The sequence below is a fragment of the Bartonella jaculi genome (assembly GCF_039543045.1).
Taxonomy (GTDB): domain Bacteria; phylum Pseudomonadota; class Alphaproteobacteria; order Rhizobiales; family Rhizobiaceae; genus Bartonella; species Bartonella jaculi.
The window spans coordinates 47,086-60,909 of sequence record NZ_BAABIZ010000003.1; the positions used below are offsets into that span (position 1 = coordinate 47,086).

The 13,824-nt window shown below is 38.0% G+C and carries 13 protein-coding genes; 10 read left to right on the forward strand and 3 right to left on the reverse strand.

Annotated features, from left to right (window positions below):
* Positions 1 to 39 precede the first annotated feature (39 nt).
* On the forward strand, positions 40 to 1,131 hold the full coding sequence (gene purM / locus ABD915_RS02205) for a phosphoribosylformylglycinamidine cyclo-ligase (protein ID WP_345114552.1): 1,092 nt from the start codon (positions 40 to 42) through the stop codon (positions 1,129 to 1,131).
* Positions 1,128 to 1,739 carry a phosphoribosylglycinamide formyltransferase gene (gene purN, locus ABD915_RS02210; protein WP_345114555.1) on the forward strand — a complete coding sequence of 204 codons (612 nt, stop codon included), beginning with the start codon at positions 1,128 to 1,130 and terminating at the stop codon, positions 1,737 to 1,739. Before purM ends, purN begins: the two co-directional genes overlap by 4 nt.
* 267 nt (positions 1,740 to 2,006) lie before the next feature.
* On the opposite strand, the gene ABD915_RS02215 is transcribed toward purN, so the two are convergent.
* On the reverse strand, positions 2,007 to 4,535 hold the full coding sequence (locus ABD915_RS02215) for a response regulator (RefSeq protein WP_345114558.1): 2,529 nt from the start codon (positions 4,533 to 4,535) through the stop codon (positions 2,007 to 2,009).
* 195 nt (positions 4,536 to 4,730) lie between these two features.
* Between ABD915_RS02215 and ABD915_RS02220 the strand changes: the two genes are divergently transcribed.
* The gene (locus ABD915_RS02220; protein WP_345114559.1) at positions 4,731 to 5,270 is read left to right on the forward strand and encodes a hypothetical protein; all 540 of its coding nucleotides are present in this window, start codon (positions 4,731 to 4,733) and stop codon (positions 5,268 to 5,270) included.
* A 51-nt stretch (positions 5,271 to 5,321) separates the two neighbouring features.
* Here the strand turns inward: ABD915_RS02220 and dksA are convergent, their stop codons facing one another.
* Together dksA and ABD915_RS02230 are read right to left on the reverse strand one after the other, a co-directional pair.
* Entirely contained in the window at positions 5,322 to 5,738 is a 417-nt protein-coding gene (gene dksA, locus ABD915_RS02225) for an RNA polymerase-binding protein DksA (protein ID WP_345114560.1), read from the reverse strand.
* A 329-nt stretch (positions 5,739 to 6,067) separates the two neighbouring features.
* Positions 6,068 to 6,601, reverse strand: a complete 534-nt coding sequence (locus ABD915_RS02230; protein WP_345114563.1) for a flavin reductase family protein — start codon at positions 6,599 to 6,601, stop codon at positions 6,068 to 6,070.
* Positions 6,602 to 6,747: 146 nt separating this feature from the next.
* Here ABD915_RS02230 and rpe point away from each other — a divergent pair, with 146 nt between their 5' ends.
* The 7 genes from rpe to purL all read left to right on the forward strand — a co-directional run bounded on the left by rpe (position 6,748) and on the right by purL (position 13,820).
* Complete coding sequence (rpe, locus tag ABD915_RS02235; RefSeq protein ID WP_345114565.1) at positions 6,748 to 7,422, forward strand: ribulose-phosphate 3-epimerase; 675 nt, start codon at positions 6,748 to 6,750, stop codon at positions 7,420 to 7,422.
* A gap of 10 nt (positions 7,423 to 7,432) precedes the next feature.
* Complete coding sequence (gene purB, locus ABD915_RS02240; RefSeq protein ID WP_345114567.1) at positions 7,433 to 8,737, forward strand: adenylosuccinate lyase; 1,305 nt, start codon at positions 7,433 to 7,435, stop codon at positions 8,735 to 8,737.
* 77 nt (positions 8,738 to 8,814) lie between these two features.
* The gene (locus ABD915_RS02245; protein WP_345114570.1) at positions 8,815 to 9,363 is read left to right on the forward strand and encodes an RBBP9/YdeN family alpha/beta hydrolase; all 549 of its coding nucleotides are present in this window, start codon (positions 8,815 to 8,817) and stop codon (positions 9,361 to 9,363) included.
* A 171-nt stretch (positions 9,364 to 9,534) separates the two neighbouring features.
* Positions 9,535 to 10,299: a phosphoribosylaminoimidazolesuccinocarboxamide synthase gene (purC, locus tag ABD915_RS02250; protein ID WP_345114573.1), complete on the forward strand. Its 765-nt coding sequence runs from the start codon at positions 9,535 to 9,537 to the stop codon at positions 10,297 to 10,299.
* Between the two features lie 88 nt (positions 10,300 to 10,387).
* The gene (gene purS / locus ABD915_RS02255) at positions 10,388 to 10,627 is read left to right on the forward strand and encodes a phosphoribosylformylglycinamidine synthase subunit PurS (protein WP_345114576.1); all 240 of its coding nucleotides are present in this window, start codon (positions 10,388 to 10,390) and stop codon (positions 10,625 to 10,627) included.
* Positions 10,628 to 10,639: 12 nt separating this feature from the next.
* Positions 10,640 to 11,308 (forward strand): phosphoribosylformylglycinamidine synthase subunit PurQ, encoded by a 669-nt coding sequence (gene purQ, locus ABD915_RS02260; RefSeq protein WP_345114578.1) that lies wholly within the window; start codon positions 10,640 to 10,642, stop codon positions 11,306 to 11,308.
* A 301-nt stretch (positions 11,309 to 11,609) separates the two neighbouring features.
* The gene (purL, locus tag ABD915_RS02265) at positions 11,610 to 13,820 is read left to right on the forward strand and encodes a phosphoribosylformylglycinamidine synthase subunit PurL (protein WP_345114581.1); all 2,211 of its coding nucleotides are present in this window, start codon (positions 11,610 to 11,612) and stop codon (positions 13,818 to 13,820) included.
* Positions 13,821 to 13,824: the final 4 nt, after the last annotated feature.

Genomic DNA, 13,824 nt, shown 5'->3' on the forward strand with positions numbered 1-13,824 from the left:
CATAACATCAAAACCTGATTTTCCATAAGGGAAGCTCCAATGAGCAAAAGAAATTTCATAAATAAAAAATCCAAGTGTGGTCTTACCTATGCAAAAGCCGGTGTAAACATCGATATGGGTAATGCCATGGTAGAAAAAATTAAACCTTATATACGCTCAACAAAACGAATAGGTGCAGATGCAGAAATTGGCGGTTTTGGCGGCCTATTTGATTTGAAAGCGGCAAGCTTCAAAGATCCTATTCTCGTAGCGGCCAATGATGGCGTGGGGACAAAATTAAAAATTGCCATTGAAGTAGGTATCCATGATACTGTTGGTATTGATCTGGTAGCCATGTGCGTCAATGATTTACTCGTACAAGGAGCTGAACCTCTCTTTTTTCTCGATTATTTTGCAACTGGAAAGCTTGATCCTGAACAGGGTGCAACAATTGTTTCTGGTATCGCAGAAGGATGTCGGCAAGCAGGTGCAGCCCTGATTGGAGGAGAAACTGCAGAAATGCCAGATATGTATGCGAAGGGAGATTATGACTTGGCAGGCTTTGCTGTAGGAGCTACCGAACGTAACACATTACTCCCTTCAAAAGACCTCACAGAAGGCGATATCATTTTAGGACTTAGCTCATCTGGAATTCATTCCAATGGCTTTTCTCTTGTCAGAAGAATCATCCAACAAAGTGATCTAAAATGGGATGTTCCTGCTCCTTTTAATCCCACAATGAGCCTTGGTACATCTCTTCTCACACCGACACGCATTTATGTAAAGTCTCTCCTGCCCATCATACGAAATTACAAAGGAATCAAAGCTCTTGCTCACATCACAGGTGGAGGCTTTCCTGAAAACATTCCGCGTGTACTTCCCTCCTTTCTTAGTGCTGAGCTTAATCTTTCTGCCATTAATGTTCCACCAGTCTTTTCATGGATTGCCAAACAAGGTAAAATAGAAGAAATAGAAATGTTACGAACATTTAATTGCGGTATTGGTATGGTCATTATCGTAGCACAAAATGCGGTTGAAACAATTACAAAAGCACTTGAAATGCAAGGAGAGACCGTTACTACGCTTGGCATTTTAACAAAACGCCAAGATCAAGATAAAGGAACAATCTGTAGAGGTGTGCTTCACTTATGAAAAAACAAATTGTTGTTTTTATTTCTGGCAACGGCTCCAATATGGTTGCCCTCGCTAAAGCAAGTAAACAAAAAGAATACCCTGCTGAAATCGTCGCAGTTATTTGCGATAATCCTCATGCGACGGGAATCGAAAAAGCACGTGACAATAACTTACCTATTCACGTTGTTGATCGCAAAGATTACTCAACTAAAGAAGCACACGAAGAATCTATCTTCACAATTTTAGCTAAATATCAGCCAGATCTTATCTGCTTTGCTGGTTATATGCGCCTTATCTCACCGCATTTTGTAAAACTTTATGAAGGACGAATTTTAAACATTCATCCTTCTCTTTTGCCTTCATTTAAAGGTTTAAATACGCATGAAAGAGCTTTACAAGCAGGCGTTAAAATTACTGGTTGTACTGTTCACCTTGTTACAAACGAAATGGATGCAGGAAAAATTCTTGCTCAAGCCGCTGTTCCAGTATGTTCCAATGATACCACTGATAGTTTAGCAAAAAGAGTCCTTAAGGCTGAACATAAACTCTATCCAGAAGCCTTAAAAATATTCATTGAAAAAAACAACATGATAGCAGATTCTCAACAACAACTTTTATCCTTTTGATGACACCAACAGCGCGCTCTAATATCAACCCTTCATTTATTTTGCATCTCTTACATCTTAAATGATGTAAGGATTTTGTTAGGATAGAATCTCGTTATTTCATGAATGTTTTTATGCTAAATCTGTGCAATATCTTTTCTTAACTTCTTAGTTGTAAATATCAAAATTACTCTTTTAAATAATTATTTCTGAAAATTATTATGATTATTTTTTCAAGAGCCTCCGATTTTCATCTAAAAAATCTAAAAACACACAATTTTTACTCTTTCATTGTGCAAGTGTTTCTTTAACTGCTAGAGTTAACTGTTTGAGTGTAAATGGTTTAGATAAAAAACCGAAAACAGCATCTTGTGGGAGATTTTTAGTAAAAGCATCTTTCGCATACCCAGAAACAAAAATAAATTTGATATTAGGATATTTTTTACGCAATTCTTTGAGCAAAGTAGGACCATCCATTTCTGGCATTACGACATCAGAAACAACGATATCAACAGCACCCTCATTTTCTTCAAGAACAGCAAGAGCCTCCACCCCGCTTGCTGCTTCTAAAACATTATATCCTCTCATTTGGAGTGCTTTTACCCCACCCATTCTGACAGAATCTTCATCTTCAACCAATAAAACAGTCGCCGATCCTGTTAAATCTGTACTTTTTTCCTGCTCTTCCACTTTTTTATTCTGCTGGGAAATTTCATCGCAAGTATCAGAAATATAACGGGGAAGAAAGATATGAAACGTCGCCCCTTTTCCTTCTTGGCTATCACAGTAAATATAACCACCTGTCTGTTTAATGATCCCATAAACCATTGATAAACCAAGCCCTGTTCCTTTTCCAACTTCTTTTGTTGTAAAAAATGGCTCAAATATTTTTTCTTGTATAGCAGCTGATATACCAGTTCCTGTATCCGAAATGGTCAACTGCACATACTCACCAATTGCAAAACCAACATTATCGAATTCAGCACTCTGCTGTTTTGTAATGTTGTTTGTTGCAATAGTCACAACCCCTCCCTCCGACATAGCATCACGCGCATTAATAACCAAATTCATAATAACACGCTGGAAAGATGCTTGATCGACTTCAACACTCCATAAATCTCTTCCATGAATAATTTTTAACTGAATATTATTCCCTAAAAGTGGCAAAATAAGATTGCGCATATCTGATAAAAGTTCTGTAAAATCAACTTTTTCAGGTCGAAGCGTTTGTTTTCTAGAAAAAGCTAATAATTGTTGCACAAGTGCAGCAGCACGATTAGCATTGTTCTTGATATTGATAAGATCAGCATGTGCTGGATCAGAACTGCGATGCGTATTTAAAAGAAGATCACAAGACATCAAAATTGCTGTTAAAACGTTATTAAAATCATGAGCAATGCCCCCTGCCAATTGCCCAACAGCATGCATCTTCTGACTTTGTATCATTTTATCTTCAAGCGTTTTTTGTTGTGTTATTTCTATGACAGATAGAATTACCAAATCTCGCAATGTATCACCATAATATGGCGTTACAGGCATAACATGGAGACGTAAATGACGTTCCTCATTATTTTCTAAAACTGTCTCTATCGAAATTGAATAATTTTTATTTATCGTAATTTTCTGAAATGCACGCTCTAGCTGTGCATGATCATGGCGAGATATAACATCGTAAAGACTAATATTTTGACTCGTACACCCCATTAATGATGAAAAAGCATTATTTATGTAAACCGATTGTCCTTTCTGGTCTACCACTGCTATTGCAAAAGGACTTGCATTAAAATACTCTACCAATAGACTTGGTAATTTTGATTGATAATTGTCCTCTCCCTTTTGCATCTGCTGTGGCATCATCACAATACGATAAATGGTTTCATTCTCTAAAGAAGAAGCACACATAAAACAACTCAATGTTTCATTGCTACTGTTCTCTGAATTTAAACATAACGAAAACGTATAAGGGAGAGAGCAACCTAAGCTTTGATGTTTATTGTGTTGCAAACAAAGATCACTCCACGCACTATTGGTTTTAACGCCATCAAATAGTCCATCAAAATTATATTGGCCAACGGTAAAATTTGCTAAGTCGATTGAAAACCATTCAGCAAAAACTGCATTTGCATAAAGAACCATCCCTTGTGTGTTAACGGACAAAAAACCAACAGGAGCTTGATCCAAATGATTGATTGCTTCTTGAAGATTCGAAAAAAAAGCTTCACGCCCCCCCTGCAAATGCGAAATATCGGCAATACGCCAAAATAAAAACCTTTTTTTCCCCTTTGTTATCGGCTGAACATAAATATTATACCAAACAGAATTTCTCTCGGTCACATGGGAAAAAATTGGTTTTTCTATCCTAAACTCTTCTTGCGCTGCAAGATTATTACATGCAGCAACTTTTAGACGGTAGGAAAGCGCACCAGCTCCGGGAAGATCAGCAATCACCGCATAACAAGAGGCATCAGGCTTATAGGTAAAAATTTTTCGATAGTTTTGATTAGAATAATAAACAAAACCTGACAGATCAGAAACTATAATTGCATCATCGATATTATCAAAAATGCTGAAATCAAACTCTCGATGCAACGATGTTGTATTATATTTTAAAACCCCCATCCCTATCAAAATGAGTGCAGCAACACCTATAACCGCTAAAAATAAAAAAGAGACCAACATAGCCTTTTCGAAATAGCTCTGCGGATAAAAAAATCCTAGAATACCCACAATGAACAGAAAAACGATAACAAAAATCATAGTTCCCCAATGAACAAAAGTAGATGATGATCTTTCAATATTCTCAAAACCTTTATCCATTTCTCTTTGCCTCGATTGTGGTCATTTCTTATCTTATACAACAAATTACTTCCATAATCGTTGTTATGAAGTATACACCATGATAATATCTACTCTATGAAAATCACTCAACGTTAAAAAGATCAGTTTCATATTCTAAGTAGACCTTTTAAAGTATGTTTACAGATTTATAGAATATAAAGTGGGAGAAGCACCATGCATGTCTGGTTATCAAACCAAATAGGCACATCCGCAGCAAACATAACCATAAGCCTTGTGCTTTTTGTAGTGATCATCACCATTATTACTGCATTCATCACGTTTTTACGCCGTTTAAATACAAGAGGATTCAACACAAATAAAAAAAAACGTCCTCCACGATTAACCATATGCGATACACTTGTCATTGATCGTACGCGTCGTCTTATTCTGATACGCTGTGATGATAGAGAACATCTCATTCTGATTGGTGGATTAACAGATTTTGTTATAGAATCGGATATTATTAGTGAACGTATCACACACAAAAGTGATGATAAACAAAAGCAAGATACACAACCAACATTAACAATAACACAAACCGATTTAAATCCCAATCTTACAAAAAAAAGATCTTCTTCCGTAAGCGAAATAGAGCATTCTCAGGATAATGTTTCTAGAACTTTTATGAATCAATATTTGGAGGATTCCGCAATCACCGCTGAAATTGAAGGACGGCAAGAGCCATCTTTATTCGTCCCAGTGCAGAAAAAATAAATAATCAACTCTGACAGAGAGCATCTCATTTATTTATCATCACAATCGATTTCAATCGTTGCGATATACCCTTTCTCGTCGTTCATGACGTTCCTGTGCCTCCAACGATAAAACTGCAATGGGTCGAGCCTCAAGACGTTTTATACCAATAGGTTCGCCAGTTTCCTCACAAAATCCGTAAGTACCGTTATCAATACGCTCCAAAGCTGCCTCTATCTTTGAAATCAGTTTCCTCTGACGATCACGAGCACGCAATTCGATTGTACGATCAGTTTCACAAGATGCTCTATCAGCTAAATCGGGCTGACCAGTATTCTCCTCCTGCAAGTTTTCCAAAGTCTCACGGGCTTCTCTCAATATATCATTTTTCCAAGAAACCAATTTCGCACGAAAATAGGCCTTTTGCCGCTCATTCATAAAAGGCTCATCTTCACTAGGACGATATTGATCATCAGGCTTTTCGCTCATGCCATAAACCTCCATATATGGTATGTGCGGTCTATATATTGTGCAACCCCAATCAATACAAGAGTAAAATGCTTTTTATAACAACATACAAGATATGTTTAAAGTCATTGTGTGTAAATCAGTACCACTTTTTTACAGAGCATGTACTATATTGTAATAACTCTAGACAAGCATCCCCTTTAATATCCATTCCTGTCATACCTGCAAACAAGCTTAAAAGAAAAAATGCAGGCATTTAGAGTGATGAGAAACAAGCGCATTCACTTCTTGAGCAAAAACTGAAACACATCAACAGCAAATTCCCATAATATAGAAAGAAACAAAAACATTTATAAAGGCAGAGTATGGTATCCACGATTCAAATATATCAAGGAGTCTTTTTCTTGATTACGATTTATTGCAACAACTTCACCAATCAAAACATAATGGGTTGCATGTTCGTGCCAACAAACCAAACGGCAATCAAGTGAGGCTAAGGCATCTGAAAGACTAGGTGCACCAGTCTGCAAAATACTCCATTGAGCCCTATCAAAACATTCATTTTGTGTGAAATCGCAACGCCTAGAAAAAATATCCGCCAATGAACGATGTTTCCCTGCCAAGCTATTAACACAAAAATTTCCATTCTCCACAAACAAATTATTCTTAGGATTATGGTGTCTTAAGCAAACAAGAAGCATTGGAGGATCATCTGATAAGGAACAACAAGCTGAAACCGTTACCCCACGCTTTCCCTTAACGCCATTCGTTGTCACAATATGCACAGCTCCTGCAAAATGACTCATAGTGTCCCGATATTCTTGCGGAGAAATAGTAAAAATATCTTGAGGCTTAGGTATTAAATGTGTTGTATGATTTGGCATATTTTTCACTTATAAAGCTTTTAAAATTTCAAAAAACATTTCAATAAAAAGATCTATGACACATGGTTATTCTTTTACATTATAATGTACATGATATTTTAACATACAGAACTACATGCTAAAAAGAGCCAAGCAAGGAGATCTTAATGCCACGTTCTTACCTCATTTCACCTTCACTTTTAGCTTCTAATTTTTCCAAACTTGGCCAAGAAGTCTTAGATGTTGTTGATGCTGGGGCAGACTGGCTTCATCTCGACATTATGGATGGCCACTTTGTTCCTAATATCACTTTTGGTCCTGATGTCGTCAAGGCATTGCGCCCATTAACCAAAGCAATATTTGACGTTCATTTGATGATTGCACCAGTGGATCCTTATCTTGAATCTTTTGCAAAAGCTGGCTCAGATATTATAACCGTTCATGCAGAATCGGGTCCACATATTCACCGTTCACTACAAATAATTAAAGCAATGGGTAAAAAAGCTGGAATTTCAATCAATCCAAGTACACCAGAATCTGTGCTTGAATATTTGCTTGATCAATTAGATCTTATCTTGATCATGACAGTTAATCCTGGTTTTGGTGGGCAAAGTTTCATTCCAGAAATGCAAGATAAAATCAAACGCGTTAAAAGTATGATTGCTCATCGACCTATTGATCTTGAAGTTGATGGTGGTATCACTGTTGATACAATCGGAATAGCTGCAAAAGCTGGTGCAAATGTCTTTGTCGCAGGCTCTGCAATTTATAAAGATGGAAACAAAGAGCTTTACAAAACACGTATTCATGCATTGCGCCAAGCCGCAACTCTCTCACAATAAGGAAAAAATTATGATCGACCGTTATTCCCGCTCTGAAATGGTAGCAATTTGGTCACTCAAAACGAAATATCGTATTTGGTTTGAAATTGAAGCACATGCCTGTGATGCACTAGCTCAATTAGGCATTATTCCCAAAGAAGCAGCAAAAATCATTTGGGAAAAAGGGAGAGCAGCTGAATTTGATATAAATCGCATTAATGAAATTGAAGCAATTACCAAACATGATGTTATAGCATTTCTAACGCACTTAGCTGAATTTGTTGGACCAGAAGCGCGTTTTATTCACCAAGGTATGACATCATCAGATGTCTTAGACACAACGCTTAGTATACAATTGATGCGTGCTAGTGATATTTTGTTAAAAGATATCGACCAACTTCTTGAAGCATTAAAAAAACGCGCTTTTGAGCATAAAGAAACAATCACGATTGGGCGTAGTCATGGTATTCATGCTGAACCCACAACATTTGGAATCAAACTTGCTCTTGCATACGCTGAATTTTCCCGTTGTCGCCAACGTCTTCTCGCTGCACGTGAAGAAATTTCTACTTGCGCTATTTCAGGAGCTGTAGGAACTTTTGCTAACATTGATCCACGCGTTGAAGAACATGTAGCAAAAGCCTTGGGTATGCGTGCTGAACCTGTTTCCACTCAAGTTATACCACGTGATCGTCACGCTATGTTCTTTGCAACGCTTGGTGTTATTGCTTCATCTATTGAAAGACTAGCTATAGAAATACGCCATCTGCAACGAACAGAAGTTCTTGAAGCAGAAGAACATTTCTCACCTGGGCAAAAAGGCTCATCCGCCATGCCCCACAAACGTAATCCAGTTTTAACAGAGAATTTAACGGGGTTAGCACGTATGGTGCGTGCATTTGCAATGCCCGCCATGGAAAATGTAGCTCTTTGGCATGAACGCGATATTTCTCATTCATCTGTTGAACGGTATATCGGTCCTGATGCAACTATTACACTTGATTTTGCTCTTGCTCGACTGACATCTGTCATTGAAAATTTAATTGTATACCCAGAAAATATGCAAAAAAATCTCAATAAATTTCGTGGTCTTGTTCATTCACAACGGGTGCTTTTAGCACTCACGCAAGCTGGCATCAGTCGTGAAGATTCTTATCGTATTGTACAAAGAAATGCGATGAAAGTTTGGGAGCAAGGAAAAGACTTTTTAGAAGAATTGCTTAACGATAAAGACGTTACAAAAGCATTAAGTGAGGGAGAACTGCGTGAAAAATTTGACCTTTCTTACCATACGAAACATATCAACACGATTTTTAAACGCGTCTTTGGAGAGTAAAAAATGCATACATACAAAATAAATATGTTGCCTCCCCGCCTGTGATCCAAAGCTCATTGTGATGAAAAAAACAGTTCATGAAAGCAAATCAACTCGATATTATTATTGTGCCAGGCTATAAAGGATCTGGTCCTGACCATTGGCAAACACGTTGGGAAAAAAAACTGTCTACAGCTCGTCGTGTTAAACAAGCCCATTGGTCAAAACCCGTTTGTGAAGAATGGGTTAATCAGGTTAGAATCGCTATTACACAAGCCCATAAACCTGTTTTTATTATTGCTCATTCATTGGGAGTTCCCACAGCTATTCATGCAACACTACAAAATGCAGAAAAGGTTTGTGGCGCTTTCTTTGTTGCCCCCCCAGATGTAGCAAATGAAAAAATACGTCCCAAACACTTAAAGACATTTGGCCCATACCACGGTGAAAAATTGCCTTTCCCCTCAGTGGTCATAGCCAGCCGGAACGATGAATTTTGCCCATTCTCGGTAGCAGAAAATCTTGCCGATGATTGGGGGGCGCTTTTTGTTGATGCTGGACAGTCTGGCCATATTAATGCAGAATCCGGCCATGGGCCTTGGCCTGAAGGGCTTATGGTTCTTTCCCATTTCCTTGCAAAAATTTAATTTATGAGAATAGCCTTCTTCACTCTATCTATGTCCTGAATCTTTTATGGATCAAATCCATATGATAAAAATTATAAGAAGTGTCATGACAATCATTGAGAATTTCTATTAACTAGGATAGTATCACTTATCAATGCTATTTAAAACTTCTCAGAGAAATAGAGAATCACAATGAATCGTCGCCACCGTATTTATGAAGGCAAGGCCAAAATTCTATATGAGGGACCTGAACCAGGGACTTATATTCAGTTTTTTAAAGATGACGCAACTGCTTTTAATGCAAAAAAGCATGAAGTTATTGATGGAAAAGGGGTTTTAAACAACCGTATCTCGGAACATATCTTTAGCCAGCTTGGTCGTTTGGGCATCCCAACACACTTTATTAGGCGTATAAATATGCGCGAACAACTCATTAAAGCCGTTGAAATTATTCCATTGGAAGTTGTTGTTCGTAATGTTGCCGCTGGCTCTCTTTCTAAACGTTTGGGATTAAAAGAAGGAACTGCTCTTTCACAACCCATCATTGAATTTTATTATAAAAACGATTCTCTTGATGATCCAATGGTAACTGAAGAACATATTACCGCTTTTGGCTGGGCTGTCCCACAAGAAATAGAAGACATTATGCAACTTTCAATTCGTATTAATGATTTTCTTTCTGGACTTTTTGCAGGTGTCAATATCCAATTAATTGATTTTAAAATGGAATTTGGCCGCCTATGGGAAGATGAAGCGATGCGCATTGTTCTTGCTGATGAAATATCACCTGATTCTGCTCGTTTATGGGATATGCAAACACGAGAGAAAATGGATAAAGATCGTTTTCGCCATGATATGGGTGGACTTATTAACGCTTATCAAGAGGTAGCAAAGCGCCTTGGCATAATTAATGAAAATGAGCCTTCACGGCCAAGTGGGCCAGTTTTAGTAAAATAAACAACAAGGTGACATTATATTACCTTCTTTTATATTGGTAAGTACAACCTCTTCGAAGAGCGTTTTTTTAGTAACAGGAAGATAAAAAATGAAAGCACGTGTTATAGTTACTCTCAAAAGTAGCGTTCTTGATCCGCAAGGAGAAGCAATTGGCGGTGCTTTAAAAAGTCTAGCTTTCAAAGGCATTCACTCTATTCGCCAAGGAAAAGTTTTTGATATTGTACTCGATGATCAGCCTTCTGAAACCGCAAAGCAAAAACTTGAACAGATGTGTGAAGAGTTATTGGCAAATACTGTCATTGAAAATTACACCATAGAACTTTTTTAAATGGAATCCTCCATGAAAACTGCTATCATTCAATTACCTGGATTAAATCGCGATCGGGACATGGTTGCGGCATTACAGCACATCACGGGAGTTGAGCCACTGAAAATTTGGCAAACAGAATCAACAATTCCAGATGTAGATGTCATTGTTATTCCTGGTGGTTTTTCTTATGGAGATTATTTAAGATGTGGTGCTATTGCCGCAAGAACCCCCGTTTTTCGAGCTATTCGTGAAAAAGCACAAAAAGGTGTTACGATAATAGGCATATGTAATGGATTCCAAATTTTATTGGAAGCAGGATTACTACCTGGTGCCTTAATGCGTAATGCTTCATTAAAGTTTGTTTGTCGTGAAATAAAACTTGAAATAGTGAACGCCAACACGAAATTTTCTCGATATTATTCCAAAGGACAAATCATTCGTTGTCCTGTTGCTCATCACGATGGAAACTATTTTGTTGATAATGAAACATTAAAACAAATGGAAGATAATGAACAAATTATTTTCCGCTATGCAGAAAATACAAATCCTAATGGTTCGATCAGTGATATTGCTGGTATTATCAATAAAACTGGTAATGTTCTTGGTATGATGCCTCATCCTGAGAACTTTATTGAAACCGCACATGGTGGTACTGATGGTCGTTTACTTTTCCAAAGTGCTTTAGAATTGGCAAATTAATGATCATAAACAAAAGCTATTCTGGTATCCTTAGCGACTTTTATATTAACTGCCGATTCTAAATGGTTTAGAATATATGTAATGAATAATTTTATTAAGAAAATTTCTTTAGCTAAAAAACACATTACTCTAAAGACCGAAAACAAATTTTTTTCTTCAAGCTTAAAGGACAAGCGAATAGAGTTGGGGCTTATAATTCATTAATGGTCTCATCATGAAACAAAAAAATAACTGAACTTAAAAACTGCATCAGAAGCAACAAAAAGCTAAATTTTGATTACTTTAATGGAATGAAAAACGCATGAGTCTCTGCAATAACGTTGCCATAACACCAGAATTAGTTGCGCGTCATGGTCTAAAAGCTGACGAGTATCAACATATTTTGAAGCTGATTGGTAGAACACCAACATTTACCGAACTTGGAATTTTCTCTGCAATGTGGAATGAACATTGTTCTTATAAATCATCTAAAAAATGGCTAAAAACTCTCCCAACACAAAGCAAATATGTCATTCAAGGTCCTGGTGAAAACGCTGGTGTTGTTGATATCGGTGGAGGTCAATGCGTAGTTTTCAAAATGGAAAGCCATAACCACCCCTCTTACATTGAGCCTTATCAAGGTGCAGCAACAGGTGTTGGTGGCATTTTGCGGGATGTTTTTACAATGGGCGCTCGTCCCGTGGCAGCCATGAATGCATTGCGATTTGGTTCTCCTGATCATCCTCGAACACGCCATCTTGTTTCTGGTGTCGTTGCCGGAATTGGTGGCTATGGAAATTCTTTTGGTGTCCCCACTGTTGGAGGAGAAATCAATTTTGATAAGCGTTATAATGGCAATATCCTTGTCAACGCTTTTGCCGCAGGGATAGCAAAAACAGACTCTCTTTTTTACTCTAAAGCACAAGGAGTAGGACTTCCTGTTGTCTATTTAGGAGCAAAAACAGGGCGTGATGGCGTTGGTGGAGCAACAATGGCTTCTGCTGAATTTGATGATTCAATCAATGAAAAACGTCCAACCGTTCAAGTGGGTGATCCTTTTACTGAAAAGTGTCTTCTTGAAGCTTGTTTGGAACTCATGGAACTAGGAGCTGTCATTGCTATTCAAGATATGGGAGCTGCGGGGTTAACATCCTCTGCGGTTGAAATGGGGGCAAAAGGAAATCTAGGTATAGAACTTAATCTCGATAAAGTTCCTGTTCGTGAAGAAAATATGACAGCTTACGAAATGATGCTCTCTGAAAGCCAAGAGCGTATGCTGATGATTCTTAAACCAGAAATGGAACAACAAGCAGCTGAAATTTTTTACAAATGGGGACTTCATTTTTCTATTATTGGAAAAACAACAGATGATTTACGTTTCCGTGTATTGCATCAAGGAGAAGAAGTCGTCAACCTTCCCATCAAAGAGCTTGGTGATGAAGCACCGGTTTATGATCGCCCGTGGAGTGAGCCTACCCTAAAACCTATTCTTAAAGTAGAAGAAGTAAAAAAAGTTGAAAATCTTTCTGATGCACTCCTGACATTATTGAGCTCTGCTAATCAAAGCTCACGGCGATGGATTTATGAGCAATATGACACACTTATTCAAGGAAATACGCTTGTTCGCCCAGGAGGGGACGCAGGAGTTATTCGTGTAAGTAATAACGATAAACGTGCCCTTGCTTTTTCTTCTGATGTGACACCTCGCTATTGTGAAGCTGACCCTTACGAGGGAGGAAAACAGGCCGTTGCAGAATGCTGGCGCAACATTAGCACGACAGGTGCAATACCACTGGCAGCTACAGATAATCTCAATTTTGGTAATCCTGAAAAACCTGAAATTATGGGGCAATTGGTGTTCGCCATTAAAGGCATAGGTGAAGCTTGTAGAGCCCTCGACTTCCCTATCGTTTCAGGCAATGTTTCCCTTTATAATGAAACCAATGGAGAAGCAATCCCTCCTACCCCCACGATTGCTGGGGTTGGTCTTCTTGACGATTGGTCTAAAATGATAACAATCAGTGGTATGCAAAATGGGGACAGTATTGTTTTGGTTGGACCTTGCGGCTCACATTTAGGACAATCGATCTATGTACGGGATATTTTAAATATTGATGCCGGTAGCCCACCTCATATAGACTTACAGCTTGAAAAAAAGCATGGGCAATTTGTTCGAGATGTTATACACTGCGGCTTTGTTCACGCTGCCCATGACCTTTCTGATGGAGGATTAGCCATTGCACTTGCAGAAATGGTTATTAAAGCAGGTAAAGGGGTCAAAGTAAAATTAAGCAACAAATCACCAGAGCATGCAGAACTTTTTGGAGAAGACCAAGGGCGTTATCTTTTAGCAGTCAAACCTGAAGCACTCAATAACCTTAAAGAACGCGCACAAACGAATGCAGTTTCTTTAACAGAGCTTGGTATAGTTACAGGCACTTCACTTGATATAGATGGCATATTAAAGCTTTCCATAGATGAACTCACACAAGCCTATGAAAATTGGTTTCCAAAATTTATGGGCGAAGAATGAAGAT